A 20,162-nucleotide genomic window follows, 5' to 3' on the forward strand; every position below is an offset into this window, starting at 1 on the left:
CCCCGTTGGGCTGCGAAGCAGCCCTGAAACCTGACACCTCGGTGAACCTGACAAACCAAGTCGACAGCATTGGGGCCGCTTCGCGCCCCAGCGGGGATAAATCCCCTCGCCACAGGTGTTTGTCCAGGGCTTTACTTCGGCCCGAGAATTTTCACCAGCTTGTCCGGCGACGGCGCGCCTTGCTGCTGTTGCAGCTCGCCTTTGTCATCCAGATAGAAAATCGCCGGGGTGGCGGACAGTTCCAGTTCGTCCATCAACTGCTGGTTGGCGTCCAGTTTTGCCTGGATGGCCGGCGGTATGTCCTTGAGCGGTTTGAGCGGGCTGCCCTTGCCGGCCTTTTCATGCTCGGCCAGGGCTTTTTCCGGGTCCTTGGCCGCCAGCAAGGCGGCGGATTTACCTGGGCTGTCTTCGCGGATGATGCCCACCATGATGTGGCGCAACTGCACCTTGCCGGCCTTGACCCAGGGCCGAGCCTGTTCCCAGAACATGTTGCAGTACGGGCAGTTCGGGTCGCTGAACAGGTACACCGTGCGCGGTGCGTCCTTGTTGCCGTCGGCGATCCAGTTGCTGCCCTCCATCTTCGCCCAGATGGCCTTGGCCATCGGTGCATAAACCAGTTTTTGCAGTGGCTCGGCGCTCAGGTCCTTGCCGTCGGCGTCGTACAGGTTGCCCAGCAGGACGTGCTGCCCATCCGGGGTCAGGTACAGCGCCATGCCACGGTTCTGGTATTGCGCCGCGTAACCGCGCAAGCCGTCCGGCGCGTCGAAGGTGCCGATGATTTTCGCGCCCTTGGCTTCGATCTTCTTGATCGCTGCAGGCAATTCTTCGGCCTGGAGCAGCGGGGCCTGCGACAGTGCGGTGGCGACGGCCAGGGTCAGCAGGTGGCGGAGGCGGGGCATGGCGTTTTCCTTGTGGCGGAGTGAGGCGTTGTGGACGAGTCCGGCGTTTCGAAGTTTTCCAGGGCGCGAGCCAGGCTCGCTTCCGACAATTCCCCCAGGTGGCTGCCCAGCAGGCGGCCATCGGCGCTGTAGAACAGGGTGGTCGGCAGGGCCATGGAGCCGACAGCCTGGCCGAGGCGGCCGCTGCCATCGAACAACACGTTGTCCAGGCTCAGGCCTTGGGTGGCGAGGTAGGTGCTGACGCTTTGCATGCTTTCGGCCTGATTGACGAACAGGAAGGTCAGGTCCGGACGCTGTTGCTGGGCTTCTTCGAGCACCGGCATTTCACGCCGGCAGGGCGGGCACCAGGTGGCCCATAGATTGATCACCAGGGGGCCGCCCTGGTAATCGGTGAGTTTCACGGTCTCGCCGTCGGCGGTGCGCAGGGTGATGTCTGGCAGCCGGGTGCCTTGTTCATAAATCGTCAACGACAGGGTCGCCACCAGCCAGAACAGCAAGCCGGTGCCGACGCCGAAGCCCAATGGTCGGCGCAGGGGCGGGCGGCGTCGTGCCCACAACAAGGCGGCAATCAGCAGCGCCACGATGCCCGGCCAGGCCAGGAAGCCACCGTCGCGCAGGTCGACGATCTGCCACGGGTCGTCCCGGTAATGTTGCCAATAGGCGACGACGAAGCCGATCCGTGCGGCCAGCAGGCCCAGTAGAAACAGCACGAACAGTACCGACTCGGGGTTTTCGCCCCCGCGCTTGGCCACCCGCCAGCCCACGAAGGTCGCCAGCGCCAGGGCGCTGATGAGCAACAGGTGGTTGAGGGCGATGGCAAAGGTGCCCAAGGTGAACGTCAGCATCAGAGCGCGTCCCGGGTGAGGTTCCAGCGCTCCAGGAACGCCTTGGCGTCGACTTCCCCGGTGATCCGCTGGCTGCGGCGTTCTTCACCGTCGGCGCCGATCCACAGCAGGCTCGGCGGCCCCGGCACTTGGTAACGGCCCAGCAGTTCCCGGCTGGCGGGGCTGTCGGCGGTGACGTCCAGGCGCAGCAGGCGCACACCGTTCAGGGCGTCGAGCACTTCGCTGCGACCGAAGACCTGTTTTTCCATGATCTTGCAGGACACGCACCAGTCGGCGTAGTAGTCCAGCAGCACCCACTGGCCCTGGGCCTTGGCGGCGTCCAGTTCCCGCTGCAGGGCGGTGGGCTCGCTGACCGTGACGAACGCATCGTGGGCACTGACGGTCGCGCGGCCCTCGGTGCCGGCGTAGACCTTCAGGGGCTGGAAGAAATCATCGCCGCCGCCCGCGGCGCCAATTACCAGCAGGCTGCCCCACAGGCCGAACAGCAACGAAGCGCTGCCGCAGACATAGGCGATGCGGCCGAACCCTTCGGTCTGGCGCCAGGCGCTGTAGGCGGCGATCAACAACAGCACGCCCCACAGGCCGACCCACAACGAACCGTCGATGATCGGGCGAATCATCAGCAGCGCGGTGCCCAGGAACAGAAAGCCGAACACGCCCTTGAGCAGGTTCATCCAGGCGCCGGGCTTGGGCAGGAAGCGGTTGCCCACGGTCACCAACAGCAACAGTGGCAGGCCCATGCCGATGCCCATGGTGAACAGGATCAGCCCGCCGTGCAGCGCATTGCCGCTCTGGGCGATGTACAGCAGCGCGCCGGCCAGCGGCGCGGTCATGCACGGGCCCACCAACAGGCCGGACAGCGCCCCGAGGATCCCGGCACCCACCAGGCTGCCGCCGCGGCGCTGGCGCCCAGCGTTTTCCAGGCGGTCACGCAGGGCGGCCGGCAATTGCAATTCGAAGAAGCCGAACATGGGCAGCGCCAGCAACACGAATACCGCCGCGAAGCTGCCCAGCAGCCACGGTTGTTGCAGCAGCGCCTGGAGGTTGGCGCCCAGCAGCGCGGCGAGCACGCCCATGGCGGCGTACACCAGGGCCATGCTGATCACGTAGCTGCCGGCCAAGGCCAGGCCGCGTCTCGGCCCGGCGCCGCTGCCCACCACCAGCCCGGCCAGGATCGGCAGCATCGGCAGCGAACAGGGGGTGAACGCCAGCAGCAGGCCCAAGCCGAAGAACACCAGCAGGCTCCAGCCCAAGGCCCGTTGTTGCAGGCCGCTGGCCAGGGCCTGGTCCGGCGCCTCGCCGCTGGCCGCCACCGGTGCGCTGCCACCCAGGTCGACCACTTGGGTCTGGGGTGGATAGCACAGGCCGGCGTCGGCGCAGCCCTGGAAGCCGACCTTGATCTTGCCCGTGGCACCGGCCGGAATCTTCAGCTCCAGCGCCTGGCGATAGACCTGCTGGTCGCCGAAAAACTCGTCGCTGTGGGCTTCACCCTCCGGCAGCTTGGGTTTTTGCGCCTCGGCCAGGCCATCGAACTTGAGCCGCTGCTGATACAAGTAGTACCCATCGGCGATCTGCCAGAACAGCTGGGTTTCACCGGAGTCCAGGCGTTCGGAGGTAAACACGAACGCCTTTTCCACCGGCAGGAAATCGGGTTTGGTTTCGAAGGGATTGGCGGCCTGGGCCAGGCCCGAGATCAGGAACAGCCACAGCAAAAACAATCGACGCATGGATAAAGCCTTAGAACGAAGCAAGTGGAAAACACAATGGCGGCTGGCGATTAACCGTCGATTAACCCGGCGACGACCGGCAGGCAGCAATGATCGCCCATGTTGGCCGTACTCGTCGCATAATGTCGGCTTAATCGGCCGGCGGCCTAATGTACCTTTTTCCACGGGGCTTACCATGCGCGTACTGGTCTGCGAAGACGATGAGTTGATTGCCAGCGGGATCGTTGCCGGCCTTACGGCGCAGGGCCTGACTGTCGAGCACGTCGCCACCGCATCGGCGGCGCGGGCGATGGTCGGGGTGGCGGAATTCGACGTCATGGTGCTGGATCTGGGATTGCCCGACGAGGACGGTCTCAAGCTGCTCAGGCAACTGCGTCAGCAGGGGATGCAGACGCCGGTGCTGATCCTCACTGCCCGAGACTCGGTAACCGACCGGGTCGACGGCTTGCAGGCCGGCGCCGATGACTACCTGCTCAAACCCTTCGACCTGCGCGAGCTTGCGGCGCGCCTGCACACGTTGCTGCGGCGCGTGGCGGGGCGCAGCGTCAACCTGATCGAGCACGGTCGCCTGACCTACGACCCCAGCAGTCGGGAAACCACCCTGGACGGCCAGCCGGTGGATCTGTCCCGGCGCGAGCAATCGCTGTTGCAGGCGCTGCTGCACAGTCGCGGCCGGGTGCTGTCCACCGAACAACTCAAGGACAGCGTCTACGGCTTCAACGACGAATTGGAAAGCAACGCCCTCAATGTCCATATCCATCACCTGCGGCGCAAGTTGGGCAACGGGATTGTCGAGACTGTGCGGGGCCTGGGCTATCGCCTGGGGCCGGCCGAAGGTGGAGAGCCCTCCAAGTGATGAGCCTGCGACTGCGCCTGAGCCTGACCCTCGGCGCGGCTTTTGCCCTGATCTGGGCCCTGGCCGCGGCGTGGATGCTCAGTGACCTGCGCAACCAGATGATGTTCTCCCTCGACCAGCGCCTGGTGGCCTCGGCGCGGATGGTTGCCGGGTTGCTTGAACAGATGCCGCCGCTGCCCAGCAAGGGCGACGGCACGCATTTGAGTTCCGAGCAATTGAGCATTCCTGGCGGCATGGCCTGTCAGGTCAGCTCCTTGCGCGGCGAGATTCTGGCCCGCAGCCACGGCACCCCAGAGCAAACCCTGGAAGCCGAGAAAATGGGTTTCCACGACCAGATGATCGATGGCGCGCCCTGGCGCAGCTTCACCCTGGCCCGGGGTGACTTGCGCATCACCACCGCCGACCGCCAGATCGAACGCGAAGCCCTGAACATGTCGATACTGCTGGCCGCCTCGGTGCCGGTGGGCGTGGCATTGCTTGGTTGCCTGTGCCTGTTGTGGCTGGGCATCGGCCAGGGCCTGGCGCCGCTCAATCGCATGCGCGATGCGCTGATGCGGCGTAGCGCCGATTCCCTGGAGCCCTTGCAGATCCATCCACTGCCCAGCGAATTACGACCGCTGCTGGAGACCCAGAACCAGCTGTTCCAGCGCATCGGCAAGACCATCGAGCGCGAGCGACGGCTGACCGGCGACGCCGCCCACGAGCTGCGCAGCCCGCTGACCGCGATCAAGACGCACCTGCAAGTGGCGCGCATGACCGAGGGCGCCGCCCGCGACCAATCCCTGGCCCGGGCCGAGGAGGGCACCGACCGCATGCATCGCACGCTCGAACAGTTGCTGCTGCTGGCGCGGGTAGAAGGTAGCCTGTCGTTCGACGATGGCGTGCAATGCAACGCCGAGCAGGTCGCCCGGCTGGCGATCCAGGATGCCGCCAGCAGTGATTCCCGGCGGATCAGGTTGCACGTATCCCCAGGGTTGTCCGATGCACCGGTGCAGATGCCGGCGGTGCTCTCCATCGCCGCCTTGCGCAACCTGCTGGATAATGCCCTGCGCCATACTCCGGACGATACCGAGGTGGAGCTGAGCCTGGAGATGGTCGGCCAGCGCGTGCGCTTCCAGGTCCGCGACCACGGCCCCGGCATCGCCGCCGACGACATCCAACACCTGACCCAGCGCTTCTGGCGCAACGGCCAGAGCACCGGCTGCGGGCTGGGGCTGGCGATCGTCCAGGCCATCGTCCAGCGTTGCGGTTGCGGCCTGCATTTCGACACGCGCCCGGATGGGCTGCGGGTCGAGTTGACGGTGCCGGTGCAGCAGCCCCTGCTCAAGTGAGTGGTTCCGTGGCGAGGGAGCTTGCTCCCGCTGGGCTGCGCAGCAGCCCCAGAACCAGGGGGCGCGGTGAGTCTGACGGTTCCGGGCGACGGATTTGGGCCCGCTTCGCGGTCCAGCGGGAGCAAGCTCCCTCGCCACAAGGGATTGGGCTGGACACACAATCGCGGTTTCCCCTATCCCTGTTCGCGAAAGCGATGGGTCAGCCAGGTGATGCCGACCGTGCTCGCTCCCTCGCCACAATGATCCAGGCCAACCCCCAAGAACATGGACAATCCCCAGGCAATGCGCGGTATCGAGACACGATTGCACGGCCCGGGAGTAAATCCTTGCCGCGCTGATGCGTTTCCTCAACAGGAAACCTGCATGTGCGCCCGACCGGATACGCACCTGTGCGGTGTGCCATTTGGGTCGCTACTTACAGTGGATTGCGGGGGTCGAGAGATGTCAGTCGCCAACAGCCTTATCGAAGCACAGCCGGCACGGGTCAGCCCTGCGCCGGTCGAGACGCTCTACCAGTTCAATGAGTCGCCGCTGCTGGCCCGCCAGAGTCGGCAGGAGTCCAATGCCCGCAGCTACCCACGGCGGATTCCCTTGGCCCTCAAGCGTGCCAAGGGGCTGTATGTCGAGGACGTCGAGGGTCGCACCTTCATCGACTGCCTGGCCGGCGCCGGCACCTTGGCGCTGGGGCATAACCATCCGGTGGTGATCGAGGCGATCCAGCAGGTGCTGGCCGATGAGCTGCCGTTGCATACCCTGGACTTGACCACGCCGGTCAAGGACCGTTTCGTCCAGGACCTGTTCGGCTTGTTGCCGGCGGCGCTTGCCGCCGAGGCGAAGATCCAGTTCTGCGGCCCCACCGGTACCGACGCGGTGGAAGCCGCCCTCAAGCTGGTGCGCACCGCCACCGGCCGCAGCACCGTGCTTTCGTTCCAGGGTGGTTATCACGGCATGAGCCAAGGGGCGTTGAGCCTGATGGGCAGCCTGGGGCCGAAGAAACCCTTGGGCGCCTTGCTCAGCAATGGCGTGCAATTCATGCCGTACCCCTACGATTACCGCTGCCCGTTCGGGCTGGGCGGTGTGGCGGGCGTCAAGGCCAATCTGCATTACCTGGAAAACCTGCTGAATGACCCCGAGGCTGGCGTGCAATTGCCGGCAGCCGTCATCGTCGAAGTGGTGCAGGGCGAGGGCGGGGTGATTCCCGCTGATCTGGACTGGCTACGCGGTTTGCGGCGGATCACCGAGCAGGCGGGGGTGGCGTTGATCGTCGACGAAATCCAGAGCGGCTTTGGCCGTACCGGCAAGATGTTTGCGTTCGAGCACGCCGGGATCATCCCGGACGTGGTCGTGCTGTCCAAGGCCATCGGTGGCAGCCTGCCGCTGGCGGTGGTGGTTTATCGCGACTGGCTCGACACCTGGCTGCCGGGTGCTCACGCCGGCACCTTCCGTGGCAATCAGATGGCCATGGCCGCCGGTTCCGCGGTGATGCGCTATCTGCAGGAACACGCCTTGCCGGCCCACGCCGCCGCCATGGGCGAACGCCTGAGCGAGCACCTGCACATCCTGCAGCGGGACTTCCCACAATTGGGCGATATCCGCGGTCGCGGGTTGATGCTCGGTGTTGAACTGGTGGACCCGACGGGGAAGCCGGACGCCCTGGGCCATCCGCCGGTGCACGCATGGCTGGCGCCACGGCTGCAACGTGAATGCCTCAAGCGCGGGCTGATCCTGGAGCTGGGTGGCCGGCAGGGCGGCGTGGTGCGGTTCCTGCCACCGTTGATCATCACCCGGGCCGAAATCGACCGGGTCGCCGAGATTTTCGGGCGAGCCCTGCATGCGGCGGTCACCGACAGCTAATTTTCACCCGGCCCCGTACGTTCCTTTCATATCCTGGCTGCGCATGTGACGCAGCGAACCTCGAGCAAAGATGGAGAGACACCCATGACTTCAGTATTCGACCGCGAGGACATCGTCTTTCAGGTCGTGGTCAACCACGAAGAACAGTATTCGATCTGGCCAGACTACAAGGCCGTCCCCGAAGGCTGGCGTACCGTCGGCAAAAGCGGGTTCAAGAAGGAATGCCTGGCCTACATCGAAGAAGTCTGGACCGACATGCGCCCGCTGAGCCTGCGCAAGAAGATGGAAGAGCAGGCGGCTGCGGCCCACTAAATGTAGAGCCTGTGGCAGCAAGAAAGCTTTCCACAGGAAGGCTGCGGGAGAACACAAATCTTGCAGCCACATCAGAACCCCGTGTGCGAGCTTGCTCGCGATAGCGGTGGATCGGCAACATCAATGCCGGCTGACACTCCGCAATCGCGAGCAAGCTCGCTCCCACAAAGGCCGGCGTTACCCGCTATTGCTCGATCAAAAAATCAATCAACGCCCTCGCCGCCGCCGGCAATTGCCGATGGGGCGGGTAGATGATTGAAAAGGGTCGGCTGCGCCCGCCAAAGTCCTCCAGCAAAGCCATCAATTCCCCGCGCTCGATTCGCTCCCGGACAATGAACTCATAGGTCTGGCAGATCCCCATCCCGGCCTGTGCCAGGGACACGATACCCAATACATCATCGGACACTTGCACATTGCCCGCCGGCAGCCATTCCCGGTCTTCATGATTGTCGCGAAACAGCCAGGGTGCGATGCGTCCGCTGCTGGGCATTACGAAAGGCAGGCAGGCGTGGGCAGCCAGTTCATCGACGTGCCGGGGCGTTCCGGCGCGTTCCAGGTAATGCGGCGCGGCCACCAGGCACAGGCGAGCGTCTTCGAGCTTGCGCCCGACCAGGCCGCTGTCCGGCAGCGGCCCAAGGCGGATCGCCAGGTCATACCCCTCGGCCACCAGATCGACGTTGCGGTTGGTGATACTCAACTCGACCCGAACTTGCGGGTAAGCCTCGGCGAAACGCGACAGCAGCGAGGGCAGGCGGTAATGACCGTAGGTGGTCGGCACGCTCAAGCGCACGCGACCGGTCAAGACACCGTCCTGGCCCTGGATTCGCCGCTCGGCGTCGTCAATCAGGGCAAAGGCCGAGCGTGACTGTTCCAGGTACAACGTGCCGGCGTCGGTGAGGTTCAGCCGCCGTGTAGTGCGTCGCAGCAGCTGTACGCCGAGCCGGGCTTCGAGGCGGGAGATGGCCCGGCTCAATACCGAAGGCGTGGTCCCCAGTGCCACGGCACCGGCGCTGAGGGTGCCTTTTTCCACGACCGTGACGAAGGCTTCCACGTCGGCCAGATAATCGAATCGGCGTGCCATTGTTGCCTCCAGGGGCCAAGTGATGTTCCGGCGAGCCAGTTTATCGCCGGTCGGGGCATCAATACAGTAAGCGCATCTTTTATCGAAACATCCTGGAGTCATCATGAAAAAGCTCACGACCTTGGCAACGTCTGTCGTTCTGGCGGGTATTGGCGTCGCGGCCCATGCCGATAACGTGCTGGTGGTCCTGTCGGATTCCGATCATCTGGATCTGAACAATGGCAAGGTCTTCTCCACCGGGTTTTACCTCAACGAATTGCTGCAGCCGGTGAAGCTGTTGCTCGATGCCGGTCACCAAGTGACGTTCGCCACCCCGGAGGGCAAGGCGCCGACGCTGGACCGGTCCTCGGTGGACAAGATGTACTTCAATAATGACCCGGCGGAGCTGGAGCGTTACCAGGCGTTACTGGCTCAACTGAATATCACTTCGGCCAAGGACTCACCGGTGATCAGCCTGGCCCGTGTCGAGCAGATCGGTCTGGAACAGTTCGATGCCCTGTACATTCCCGGCGGGCATGCGCCCATGCAGGATTTGCTCACGAGCGCACCGCTGGGGCGGGTGTTGACGCATTTCCATGACAAGGGCAAGACCACCGCGCTGGTCTGCCACGGCCCGATCGCGTTGCTGTCGACCTTGCCTGATGCCAAGGGCTTCGTCGGTCGGTTGGCCAGCAAAGGCCAGGCCTCGCCCCCGTCCGACTGGATCTACAAGGGGTACAACATGACGGTGATCAGCAACCAGGAGGAAGAACTCGCCAAGGGGTTGCTGGGCGGCGGGACCATGAAATTCTATCCACAGACCGCGCTGGAGCAGGCGGGCGGGCGCTACAGCAGCAATACCGCGCCATGGACATCCCATGTGGTGAAGGATCGGGAACTGATTACCGGCCAGAACCCGGCGTCGGCGCTGGAGGTGGGGCAGGCGTTGCTCAAGCGGTTGAAACCATAGGCCGGAAGGCTTCCTATCCCTTGTGGGAGCGAGCTTGCTCGCGATTGCGGTGGGTCAGCAAGATCAATGTTGGCTGACACTCCGTCATCGCGAGCAAGCTCGCTCCCACAGGCTTTCCGGCACGCCGTCTGGTTATTTGAACCGCCGCTCCACCCCTTTCTCCACCAGGATCTTCGCCGAAATCTCTTCCACGGAAAAATGCGTGGAATTGATGTGCGGAATATTCTCCCGCCGGAACAGGTTTTCCACCTCGCGCACTTCGAACTCGCACTGGGCATAGCTCGAATAGCGGCTGTTGGGCTTGCGCTCGTTGCGGATCGCGGTGAGGCGGTCCGGGTCGATGGTCAGGCCGAACAGCTTGTGCTGGTGGGCGCGCAGGGCGCTGGGCAGTTGCAGGCGCTCCATGTCGTCTTCGGTCAGCGGATAGTTGGCGGCACGGATGCCGAACTGCATCGCCATGTACAGGCACGTCGGCGTCTTACCACAGCGCGACACCCCCACTAGGATCAGGTCGGCCTTGTCGTAATAATGCGTGCGGGCCCCGTCATCGTTGTCCAGCGCGAAGTTGACCGCCTCGATCCGCTCCATGTAGTTGGAGTTGTGGCCAATGGAGTGGGACTTGCCGACCGAGTAGGAGGAATGCTCGCTCAGTTCCTGTTCCAGGGGCGCCAGGAACGTGGAAAAAATGTCGATCATGAAACCATTGGACGTTGCGAGAATCTCACGGATGTCCTGATTGACGATGGTATCGAAGATAATCGGGCGGAAACCGTCGGTTTCGGCGGCTTTATTGATTTGCTGTACCATGGCCCGCGCCTTGTCGACGTTGTCGATGTACGGCCGTATGAACTTGGCGAAGGTAATGTTTTCGAACTGTGCCAACAGGCTTTGGCCTAGCGTTTCGGCCGTAATGCCGGTGCCGTCGGAGATAAAGAAAGCAGATCGTTTCATTTGCGCCTTGGGCCTTAAGCTAGTGAGCTAGTGACGATTCTTGGATATGATAGGCGCGATTTGCTGGCCGCCAGTGGTCCGCATTCTCACTTATTTTCCAGGTCCAGGCCATATCGCCGGTCATCGCTCCCCTGGGGCCACCGGTGCCTTGAGCTTTTCCAACACAGTTAGTGGAGAGATCACCTTGGTAGAGTACGTAGTTTCCCTCGATAAGCTCGGCGTCCATGATGTGGAGCATGTGGGGGGCAAGAACGCATCCCTGGGCGAGATGATCAGCAACCTCGCCGGTGCCGGTGTATCGGTACCAGGTGGCTTCGCCACGACCGCCCAGGCTTATCGTGATTTCCTGGAACTGAGCGGCCTGAACAAGCAGATCCACGATGCGCTCGATGCCCTGGACGTCGATGACGTCAATGCCCTGGCCAAGACTGGCGCCCAGATCCGCCAATGGATCATGGAAGCCGAGTTCCCCGAAAAACTGAACGCCGAGATCCGCACCGCTTTCGCCAAGCTGTCCGAAGGCAATCCCGACATCGCTGTCGCCGTGCGTTCCTCGGCCACCGCCGAAGACCTGCCGGATGCCTCCTTCGCCGGCCAGCAGGAAACCTTCCTGAACATCCGTGGCGTGGAAAACGTCATCCGTGCCGCCAAGGAAGTCTTCGCCTCCCTTTTCAACGACCGTGCCATTTCCTACCGCGTGCACCAGGGCTTCGACCACAAGCTGGTTGCCCTGTCCGCCGGTGTGCAGCGCATGGTCCGCTCCGAAACCGGCACCGCCGGCGTGATGTTCACCCTCGACACCGAGTCGGGCTTCCGTGACGTGGTGTTCATCACCGGCGCCTACGGCCTGGGTGAAACCGTCGTGCAGGGCGCGGTGAACCCCGATGAGTTCTACGTCCACAAAGGCACGCTGCAAGCCGGTCGTCCGGCCATCCTGCGCCGCAACCTGGGCAGCAAGGCCATCAAGATGATCTACGGCGACGAAGCCAAGGCCGGTCGTTCGGTGAAGACCGTCGACGTGGACAAGGCCGAGCGCGCGCGTTTTTGCCTGAGCGACGCCGAAGTCAGCGAGTTGGCCAAGCAGGCGATGATCATCGAGCAGCACTACAAGTGCCCGATGGACATCGAATGGGCCAAGGACGGTGACGACGGCAAGCTGTACATCGTGCAGGCCCGTCCGGAAACCGTGAAGAGCCGCACCCAGGCCAACGTCATGGAGCGCTACCTGCTCAAGGAAACCGGCACCGTGCTGGTGGAAGGCCGTGCCATCGGCCAGCGCATCGGCGCCGGCAAGGTACGGATCATCAACGACGTCTCGGAGATGGACAAGGTCCAGGCCGGCGACGTACTGGTCTCCGACATGACCGACCCGGACTGGGAACCGGTGATGAAGCGCGCCAGCGCCATCGTCACCAACCGTGGCGGGCGCACCTGCCATGCGGCGATCATCGCCCGTGAACTGGGTATCCCGGCTGTGGTGGGTTGCGGCAACGCCACCCAGTTGTTGAAAGACGGCCAGGGCGTGACCGTTTCCTGCGCCGAAGGCGATACCGGTTACATCTTCGAAGGCGAACTGGGCTTCGACATCAAGAAGAACTCCGTCGATGCCATGCCGGACCTGCCGTTCAAGATCATGATGAACGTCGGCAACCCGGATCGCGCCTTTGACTTCGCGCAACTGCCGAACGCTGGCGTGGGCCTGGCCCGCCTGGAGTTCATCATCAACCGCATGATCGGCGTGCATCCCAAGGCACTGCTGAACTACGACGGTCTGCCGCAGGACATCAAGGACAGCGTCGACAAGCGCATTGCCGGTTACAACGATCCGGTCGGTTTCTACGTCGAGAAGCTGGTGGAAGGCATCAGCACCCTGGCGGCGGCGTTCTGGCCGAAAAAGGTCATCGTGCGCCTGTCGGACTTCAAGTCCAACGAATACGCCAACCTGATCGGCGGCAAGCTCTACGAGCCGGAAGAAGAGAACCCGATGCTGGGCTTCCGTGGTGCTTCGCGCTACATCAGCGAATCGTTCCGCGACTGCTTCGAGCTCGAATGCCGCGCCCTCAAGCGTGTGCGCAACGAAATGGGCCTGACCAACGTCGAGATCATGGTGCCGTTCGTCCGGACCCTGGGCGAAGCGAGCCAGGTCGTCGACCTGCTGGCCGAAAACGGCCTGGCCCGTGGCGACAACGGCCTGCGCGTGATCATGATGTGCGAGCTGCCATCCAACGCGATCCTGGCTGAAGAATTCCTCGAATTCTTCGACGGTTTCTCCATCGGTTCCAACGACCTGACCCAGCTGACTCTGGGCCTGGACCGCGACTCCGGGATCATCGCGCACCTGTTCGATGAGCGGAATCCGGCGGTCAAGAAGCTGCTGGCCAACGCCATTGCCGCCTGCAACAAGGCCGGCAAGTACATCGGCATCTGCGGCCAGGGCCCTTCGGACCACCCGGACCTGGCCAAGTGGCTGATGGAGCAGGGCATCGAAAGCGTTTCGTTGAACCCGGACTCCGTGTTGGAAACCTGGTTCTTCCTGGCTGAGGGTCAGGCGGCGGTCTGATCGAGTGAAGGGGCGGTCAACGGTAATACTGTTTACAGGTCGGTGAAGTTCATTGTGGCGAGGGAGCTTGCTCCCGCTGGACTGCGTAGCAGTCCCTTTCTTGTGAGCGCTTCGCACTCAAGCGGGAGCAAGCTCCCTCGCCACGGTTTCACTTATCCTCTTCAATGAGCAGCGTTACAGTTACACGACCCCTTTTTGATTGAAGTAGGGCGGGCTCCTGACAGATGCCGCCCTTTTTTGTGCAAGAGCATTATGCAAAGCAGCAGCAACCTCTTTCCTGTCGCCCTGATCAGCGCCGAGCGGCGTGGTGATCTGAGCGAAGACGTCTATCGCTTGAAACCCGGCAACAGCCCGGACGCCAGCGTCGAACTGGCCGTCACCCGGCTGGGCATGGCCGACGCCTGCGAAACCCGCGGGGTCCCGGTGATCCTGTTGCACGGCAGTTTTTCCAATCGGCGCTTCTGGTATTCCCCCAAGGGCCTGGGCCTGGGCGCGTACCTGACACGCCTGGGGTTCGATGTCTGGATCCCCGAGATGCGCGGCCATGGGTTGTCCCAGCGCAACCAGGGTTATCGCAACAATCGCGTGGCCGACTACGCCCGCTACGACTTGCCGGCCATTGGCGCCTTCGTGCGTGAGCAGAGCGGGCAAGTGCCTCACTGGATCGGTCATTCCCTGGGGGGCATCACCCTGGCGGCCGCCTTGGGCGGCCATTACCTGGGCAAGCCGGCGGTGGCTTCGGCGGCGTTTTTTGGTACCCAGGTCAGCCGTACCTACTGGCCGCTGAAGATTCCGCCAGTGGAGTGGAGCGGTCGCTTCATTCTCAAGCGTTTTGCCCAATTGTCCGGTTCAAGGCTCAAGCGCGGCCCCGAGGACGAGCCCATCGGCCTGGCCCTGGAAAGCATGCGCTGGTACGGCCTGTTCGGACGTTTCGGCGATGCCGAGAAGAACTGGTGGGCCGGGTTGGCCGATGTCCAGTTACCGGTGTTGGCCGTGAGTGCCGCAGGCGATCACCAGGACCCGACCTGGGCGTGCCGCAAACTCTTCGATCAGATCGGTTCCGAGCACAAGCAGTTTGTCTGCCTGGGCCGGGGACAGGGGTTCACCGAAGACTTTGGTCACGTCGAGATGCTGGTGAGCAAGGCCGCGCATCTTGAAGTCTGGCCGCTGGTGGTGCGTTGGCTCAAGGATCAGCAGGCCCCTTTGCTGGCGGAACAGCCCCAGTTGGCCGAGGCGGTTTGAGGCGAAGGCTCTGACAAGGGCATTTCGCTCTGGTCGGCTTGCGGCTAAGATATGACGCTTCAAGCGGTTCCAGTCACAAACGGTTGCTCATTCAGTCCGACGTTCCAGCCTTTCAGGAGTTGTTCGATGAACCATTACCTCACGCCCGACCTATGCGACGCCTACCCGGAACTGGTGCAGGTGTTGGAGCCGATGTTCAGCAATTTCGGCGGCCGCGATTCCTTCGGCGGCGAAATCGTGACCATCAAGTGCTTCGAGGACAACTCGCGGGTCAAGGAGCAGGTTGAACTCAAGGGCAACGGCAAGGTGCTGGTGGTCGATGGCGGCGGTTCCCTGCGTCGGGCGCTGCTGGGCGACATGCTGGCGGAAAAAGCCGCGAAAAACGGCTGGGAAGGGCTGGTGGTCTACGGTTGCATCCGCGACGTCGACATCATTGCCCAGACGGACCTCGGGGTCCAGGCCCTGGCCAGTCACCCGATGAAGACCGACCGGCGCGGCGTTGGCGAACTCAATGTGCCTGTGACCTTTGCCGGCGTGACGTTTCGTCCGGGCGAGTATGTCTATGCGGACAATAACGGCGTGATCGTCTCGCCAAGCCCGCTGAAAATGCCTGAATGAAGCAGTACAGCCATAAGGGATGAGGATGTTCGAGGAAGAAAACGCGCAGTGGGGGCTGGTGCATGCCCTGGTGCTGGACGGTAAAGGCGGCGCGCGTTCCATAGCCCGGACCGAACTCGACGATTTGCAGTTGCAGGCCCATGAAAGCCTGTGGCTGCACTGGGATCGCAGTCATCCGCAAACCCACACCTGGTTGCGCAAATCCAGTGGCCTGAGCGAGTTCAACTGCGACCTGCTGCTCGAAGAAAACACCCGGCCGCGGCTGTTGCCGTTGCCCAATGCCGAGCTGCTGCTGTTCCTGCGGGGGATCAATCTCAACCCGGGCGCCGAACCTGAAGATATGGTGTCGGTACGGATCTTTGCGTCCGCCCAGCGGGTGATCTCCCTGCGCCTGCGCCCGTTGCGCGCCACCGATGAGCTACTGGCGCAACTGGCCGAGGGCAAGGGCCCGAAGACGGCGTCCGAACTCATCCTCTACATGGCGCAATACCTGACCAACAAGGTGCAGGACCTGGTCACCTGCCTCTCCGAAATCGTCGATGGCGAGGAAGAAAAACTCGATACCGACGAACGGTATACTCCCGAGCACGACGCCATTTTGCACATCCGTCGACGGGCTGCCGGGCTCAAGCGATTCCTGGCGCCACAGCGGGACATCTTCGGCCAGATGACGCGGCTCAAACTGCCATGGTTTTGCGACGATGACGGCGACTACTGGAACGAATTGAACAACAGCCTGACCCGTTACCTCGAGGAGCTGGAATTGACTCGAGAGCGCGTGGGGCTTGTGCTGGAGGCCGAAGACCGGCGCCTTTCGGTGCGCATGAATCGCACCATGTACCGCTTCGGCATCATCACCGGGATTTTCCTGCCGATGAGTTTTCTCACCGGCCTTCTGGGTATCAACGTCGGCGGCATTCCGTTTTCCGAAAGCCCCTACGGTTTTATGGTCGCGTGCTTGCTGATGATCTGCGTGGCGCTGGGGCAGTGGTGGTTGTTCCGTCGTTTGCGCTGGGTGTGATGGGGTTTCATGTGACCCGACGAAATTTGATCGCGTCTTCCACAGACATCACGAGAGGTGCGTATGCACGATCCGTTTGAACAGTCTTTGCGCGACATGCTCAAGGCTTCGCCGTCCAGCCGGGACGACGATGCATGCCTGGGACGTGTACTGAAAACCGCCAACCGCCAGGTCGGCGCCGGCGATCTGTTCAGCCTGCTGGGCCGCTGGTTGCCCGCGCTGATGATTGCCCTGAATAACGGATCGGCCCATCTCTCGCCGGTTTCCCGCCGTAAACCTGTTACTCGCACCGCTGATAAGGCTGATTGAATATGGAACTTGATCTCTGGACCCAGAGCCTCGTCACGGCGATGACTGCGTTGTGGACCAAAGTAGCTAACTTCATCCCGAATCTCTTCGGCGCCCTGGTGGTGCTGCTGTTGGGCTTTGTCGTGGCCAAGCTGCTGGACACGCTGCTGTCCAAGTTGCTCGCCAAGCTGGGCCTCGATCGCCTGATGGGCGGCACCGGCCTGACCAAGTTGCTGTCCCGTGGCGGCATCCAGGTACCGATCTCGACCCTGGTCGGCAAGATCGTGTACTGGTTTGTATTGCTGATTTTCCTGGTTTCCGCAGCAGAATCCCTTGGCCTTGAGCGAGTTTCGGCGACGCTCGATATGCTCGCATTGTATTTGCCGAAGGTTTTTGGTGCTGCGCTGGTATTGCTGGTCGGCGTTCTGCTGGCGCAACTGGCCAATGGGCTGGTGCGCGGCGCGGCCGAGGGCGTGGGGCTGGACTACGCCGCTGGCGTAGGGCGAATTGCCCAGGGCCTGGTGATCATCATCAGTATTTCGGTGGCGATCAGCCAGTTGGAGGTCAAGACAGACCTGCTCAACCACGTGATCGTGATCGTTTTGATTACCGTTGGTCTGGCGGTTGCGCTGGCAATGGGATTGGGGAGTCGTGAAATCGCCGGTCAGATACTGGCGGGAATCTATGTGCGTGAATTGTATGAGGTTGGGCAACAAGTGCGTGTAGGCGAGGTCGAAGGCCAGATCGAAGAGATTGGCACGGTGAAGACCACATTGCTGACCGAGGAGGGCGAGCTGGTGTCGCTTTCCAATCGGATCCTGCTGGAACAGCATGTGAGTAGCCGCTAACCCGGCAAATCCTGCTAATGTATGCCGCCGCAAAATGCCTGCTATCGCAGGCTGCGGCGCACATTGACCTAGACTGTCGGCCCGACTTGTTTTGAACAAACCCCAATCGCTATCTACGCGCTACGACCCCCGTGATCTCTCCGATGAGGAGTTGGTCGCGCGCGCGCATACCGAGCTGTTTCACGTAACGCGCGCCTATGAAGAATTGATGCGCCGTTACCAGAGAACATTATTTAACGTTTGTGCACGATATCTTGGGAACGATCGCGATGCTGATGATGTCTGTCAGGAGGTGATGTTGAAGGTGCTGTATGGCCTGAAGAACTTCGAGGGGAAATCGAAGTTCAAGACCTGGCTCTACAGCATCACCTACAACGAATGCATCACGCAGTATCGCAAGGAACGGCGAAAGCGTCGCTTGATGGACGCTTTGAGCCTGGATCCTCTGGAGGAAGCGTCGGAAGATAAGGCGCCCAAGCCCGAGGAGAAGGGGGGACTCGATCGCTGGCTGGTCTATGTGAACCCGATCGATCGGGAAATTCTGGTGCTACGATTTGTCGCAGAGCTGGAATTCCAGGAGATCGCAGACATAATGCATATGGGTTTGAGCGCGACAAAAATGCGTTACAAGCGCGCGCTCGACAAATTGCGTGAGAAATTTGCGGGCATTGCTGAAACTTAAGTTCGGCGCAAATATCTCTTACGTGTAGGCAAGTTCTGATAGACTTGCCGCCGAGTTGTCCCCCGGTTTGCGGGACTGCTTCACAATCACCAGATGGGGATTTAACGGATGAAACTGAAAAACACCTTGGGCTTTGCCATTGGTTCTTTGATTGCTGCCACTTCGTTCGGCGCTCTGGCACAAGGCCAAGGCGCAGTTGAAATCGAAGGCTTCGCCAAGAAAGAACAATTCGACAGCGCTCGTAACTTCAAGAACAACGGCAACCTGTTCGGCGGTTCGGTTGGTTACTTCCTGACCGACGACGTTGAACTGCGTCTGGCCTACGACGAAGTGCACAACGCCCGTACTGACGACGGCACCAACGTCAAAGGCGCCAACACCGCTCTGGACGCTCTGTACCACTTCAACAACCCAGGCGACATGCTGCGTCCTTACGTCTCTGCCGGTTTCTCCGACCAGAGCATCGACCAGAATGGCAGCAACGGTCGTAACCGTTCCACCTTCGCCAACGTTGGCGGCGGCGCCAAGCTGTACTTCACCGAGAACTTCTACGCCCGTGCCGGCGTTGAAGCTCAGTACAACATCGACCAGGGCGACACCGAGTGGGCTCCAAGCGTCGGTATCGGTGTGAACTTCGGTGGCGGCTCCAAGCCTGCTGCTGCTCCAGTTCCAGCTCCGGCTGAAGTCTGCTCCGACAGCGACAACGATGGCGTGTGCGACAACGTCGACAAGTGCCCTGACACCCCAGCCAACGTAACCGTTGACGCTGATGGCTGCCCAGCTGTTGCTGAAGTCGTACGTGTTGAGCTGGACGTGAAGTTCGACTTCGACAAGTCGGTTGTCAAGCCTAACAGCTACGGCGACATCAAGAACCTGGCTGACTTCATGAAGCAGTACCCATCCACCAGCACCACTGTTGAAGGTCACACTGACTCCGTCGGTCCTGACGCTTACAACCAGAAACTGTCTGAGCGTCGTGCAAACGCCGTCAAGAACGTTCTGACCAACCAGTACGGTGTTGAATCGTCCCGCGTTCAGTCTGTTGGCTACGGCGAATCCCGCCCAGTTGCCGACAACGCCACTGAAGCTGGTCGTGCAGTTAACCGTCGCGTAGAAGCGCAGGTTGAAGCCCAAGCTAAGTAATTAGCCCACAGCTTTGGAAGAGCCCGGCCTAGGCCGGGCTTTTCTTTGTCTGCGATTTGTGGGACGCAGCTTGTGCCAGACAAAACAATACCTGTGGGAGCGGGCTTGCTCGCGATGGCGGCGTATCAGTCAACATCAATGATGCGGACCCACCGCTATCGCGAACAGGCTCGCTCCCACAGGTTCGGTGTGGTTTGTTATAGCGCCGACGCCTGGACCCACGCAGGCTGCGATCCGGCGAGTTCAGCGGCCGCTGCCACCGCGCCAATCACCAGGATCGCCGGGCTCTTGAGTTGAAAGGCGTTCGCATCGGCTTCCATCGAGGCCAAGTCGCTGCGGCAGTCACGTTGATGGGGCAGGGACGCATTTTCGATCATGGCGACAGGCGTGTTTGCCGCCAAGCCACCGGCCAGCAACTGTTCGCGGATCTCGCTCAGTTTCGCCACACCCATGTACACCACCAGCGTCGTGCCGCTTTGCGCCAAGGCTTGCCAGTTCAGGCTACTGCCGTCCTGGGTGTGGGCCGTCACCAGCGTCACGCCCCGGGCAACCCCGCGCAGGGTCAGTGGAATATCGCATTGGGTCGCCCCCGCGAGGCCGGCGGTGATGCCATTGATCATCTCCACTTCGACACCCTGCTCGCGCAGCCACTGCGCCTCTTCACCACCGCGGCCGAAGATGCAGGGGTCGCCGCCCTTGAGGCGCACCACGCATTTGCCCTGGCGGGCATAACGCAGCATCAATCGATGAATGAAGGCCTGGGGTGTGGAGCGGCACCCGCCGCGCTTGCCCACGGCAATGATGCGCGCATCGGGGCAATGTTCCAGCACCGCTGCGTTGACCAGATCGTCGATCAACACCACGTCGGCCTCGCGCAGGGCGCGCACGGCTTTGAGGGTCAGTAATTCAGGGTCACCAGGACCTGCACCCACCAGCCAGACTTTTGCGTTCATAG

Annotated in this window: 19 protein-coding genes; 13 read left to right on the plus strand and 6 right to left on the minus strand. The window is 62.1% G+C overall.

Going from position 1 to position 20,162, the window contains the following annotated elements; all coding sequences use genetic code 11:
• Positions 1-131: 131 nt before the first annotated feature.
• From dsbG to dsbD, 3 genes are read right to left on the minus strand one after another with little or no spacing between them, the layout of a single operon-like run.
• A complete protein-coding gene (gene dsbG / locus BLO97_RS10730; protein WP_092345834.1) occupies positions 132-899 on the minus strand; it encodes a thiol:disulfide interchange protein DsbG in 768 nt (255 codons plus the stop codon).
• Positions 875-1,744: a TlpA family protein disulfide reductase gene (locus BLO97_RS10735; RefSeq protein WP_092345836.1), complete on the minus strand. Its 870-nt coding sequence runs from the start codon at positions 1,742-1,744 to the stop codon at positions 875-877. The genes dsbG and BLO97_RS10735 overlap by 25 nt, the downstream gene beginning before the upstream one ends.
• Positions 1,744-3,471, minus strand: a complete 1,728-nt coding sequence (gene dsbD, locus BLO97_RS10740) for a protein-disulfide reductase DsbD (RefSeq protein ID WP_092345838.1) — start codon at positions 3,469-3,471, stop codon at positions 1,744-1,746. Before dsbD ends, BLO97_RS10735 begins: the two co-directional genes overlap by 1 nt.
• Before the next feature lie 175 nt (positions 3,472-3,646).
• Between dsbD and BLO97_RS10745 the strand changes: the two genes are divergently transcribed.
• The 4 genes from BLO97_RS10745 (at position 3,647) to BLO97_RS10760 (ending at position 7,824) form a co-directional block, all read left to right on the plus strand.
• Entirely contained in the window at positions 3,647-4,327 is a 681-nt protein-coding gene (locus tag BLO97_RS10745) for a response regulator (protein ID WP_063322273.1), read from the plus strand.
• Complete coding sequence (locus BLO97_RS10750) at positions 4,324-5,658, plus strand: ATP-binding protein (protein WP_092345840.1); 1,335 nt, start codon at positions 4,324-4,326, stop codon at positions 5,656-5,658. The genes BLO97_RS10745 and BLO97_RS10750 overlap by 4 nt, the downstream gene beginning before the upstream one ends.
• A 441-nt stretch (positions 5,659-6,099) precedes the next feature.
• The gene (locus BLO97_RS10755) at positions 6,100-7,512 is read left to right on the plus strand and encodes an aspartate aminotransferase family protein (protein ID WP_092144760.1); all 1,413 of its coding nucleotides are present in this window, start codon (positions 6,100-6,102) and stop codon (positions 7,510-7,512) included.
• A gap of 84 nt (positions 7,513-7,596) precedes the next feature.
• A complete protein-coding gene (locus BLO97_RS10760) occupies positions 7,597-7,824 on the plus strand; it encodes an MbtH family protein (RefSeq protein WP_063322270.1) in 228 nt (75 codons plus the stop codon).
• A gap of 184 nt (positions 7,825-8,008) precedes the next feature.
• On the opposite strand, the gene BLO97_RS10765 is transcribed toward BLO97_RS10760, so the two are convergent.
• Positions 8,009-8,905 carry a LysR family transcriptional regulator gene (locus tag BLO97_RS10765; protein WP_063322269.1) on the minus strand — a complete coding sequence of 299 codons (897 nt, stop codon included), beginning with the start codon at positions 8,903-8,905 and terminating at the stop codon, positions 8,009-8,011.
• A gap of 103 nt (positions 8,906-9,008) precedes the next feature.
• Here BLO97_RS10765 and BLO97_RS10770 point away from each other — a divergent pair, with 103 nt between their 5' ends.
• Positions 9,009-9,854 carry a type 1 glutamine amidotransferase domain-containing protein gene (locus BLO97_RS10770; protein ID WP_092144756.1) on the plus strand — a complete coding sequence of 282 codons (846 nt, stop codon included), beginning with the start codon at positions 9,009-9,011 and terminating at the stop codon, positions 9,852-9,854.
• 132 nt (positions 9,855-9,986) lie between these two features.
• Here BLO97_RS10770 and BLO97_RS10775 read toward each other — a convergent pair whose 3' ends face one another.
• Positions 9,987-10,805, minus strand: a complete 819-nt coding sequence (locus BLO97_RS10775) for a posphoenolpyruvate synthetase regulatory kinase/phosphorylase PpsR (protein ID WP_014337326.1) — start codon at positions 10,803-10,805, stop codon at positions 9,987-9,989.
• Between the two features lie 184 nt (positions 10,806-10,989).
• Between BLO97_RS10775 and ppsA the strand changes: the two genes are divergently transcribed.
• From ppsA to BLO97_RS10820, 8 genes are all read left to right on the plus strand, one after another.
• Positions 10,990-13,365 (plus strand): phosphoenolpyruvate synthase, encoded by a 2,376-nt coding sequence (gene ppsA, locus BLO97_RS10785; protein WP_092345842.1) that lies wholly within the window; start codon positions 10,990-10,992, stop codon positions 13,363-13,365.
• A gap of 252 nt (positions 13,366-13,617) precedes the next feature.
• The gene (locus BLO97_RS10790) at positions 13,618-14,607 is read left to right on the plus strand and encodes an alpha/beta fold hydrolase (RefSeq protein ID WP_063322266.1); all 990 of its coding nucleotides are present in this window, start codon (positions 13,618-13,620) and stop codon (positions 14,605-14,607) included.
• A gap of 126 nt (positions 14,608-14,733) precedes the next feature.
• A complete protein-coding gene (gene rraA, locus BLO97_RS10795; RefSeq protein WP_003199517.1) occupies positions 14,734-15,225 on the plus strand; it encodes a ribonuclease E activity regulator RraA in 492 nt (163 codons plus the stop codon).
• A 25-nt stretch (positions 15,226-15,250) separates the two neighbouring features.
• On the plus strand, positions 15,251-16,246 hold the full coding sequence (locus tag BLO97_RS10800) for a zinc transporter ZntB (RefSeq protein WP_092144750.1): 996 nt from the start codon (positions 15,251-15,253) through the stop codon (positions 16,244-16,246).
• Between the two features lie 63 nt (positions 16,247-16,309).
• Positions 16,310-16,555: a hypothetical protein gene (locus BLO97_RS10805; protein WP_003199521.1), complete on the plus strand. Its 246-nt coding sequence runs from the start codon at positions 16,310-16,312 to the stop codon at positions 16,553-16,555.
• Positions 16,556-16,557: 2 nt separating this feature from the next.
• Entirely contained in the window at positions 16,558-17,382 is an 825-nt protein-coding gene (locus BLO97_RS10810) for a mechanosensitive ion channel family protein (protein ID WP_003199523.1), read from the plus strand.
• Between the two features lie 91 nt (positions 17,383-17,473).
• Positions 17,474-18,064 carry an RNA polymerase sigma factor SigX gene (gene sigX, locus BLO97_RS10815; RefSeq protein ID WP_003183614.1) on the plus strand — a complete coding sequence of 197 codons (591 nt, stop codon included), beginning with the start codon at positions 17,474-17,476 and terminating at the stop codon, positions 18,062-18,064.
• A 108-nt stretch (positions 18,065-18,172) separates the two neighbouring features.
• On the plus strand, positions 18,173-19,207 hold the full coding sequence (locus BLO97_RS10820) for an OmpA family protein (RefSeq protein ID WP_092144747.1): 1,035 nt from the start codon (positions 18,173-18,175) through the stop codon (positions 19,205-19,207).
• A gap of 197 nt (positions 19,208-19,404) precedes the next feature.
• Here BLO97_RS10820 and cobA read toward each other — a convergent pair whose 3' ends face one another.
• Positions 19,405-20,160, minus strand: a complete 756-nt coding sequence (gene cobA / locus BLO97_RS10825) for a uroporphyrinogen-III C-methyltransferase (RefSeq protein ID WP_092345844.1) — start codon at positions 20,158-20,160, stop codon at positions 19,405-19,407.
• Positions 20,161-20,162 lie beyond the last annotated feature (2 nt).

Origin of the sequence: Pseudomonas sp. NFACC05-1, assembly GCF_900100135.1 — a bacterium.
GTDB lineage: Bacteria > Pseudomonadota > Gammaproteobacteria > Pseudomonadales > Pseudomonadaceae > Aquipseudomonas > Aquipseudomonas fluorescens_Q.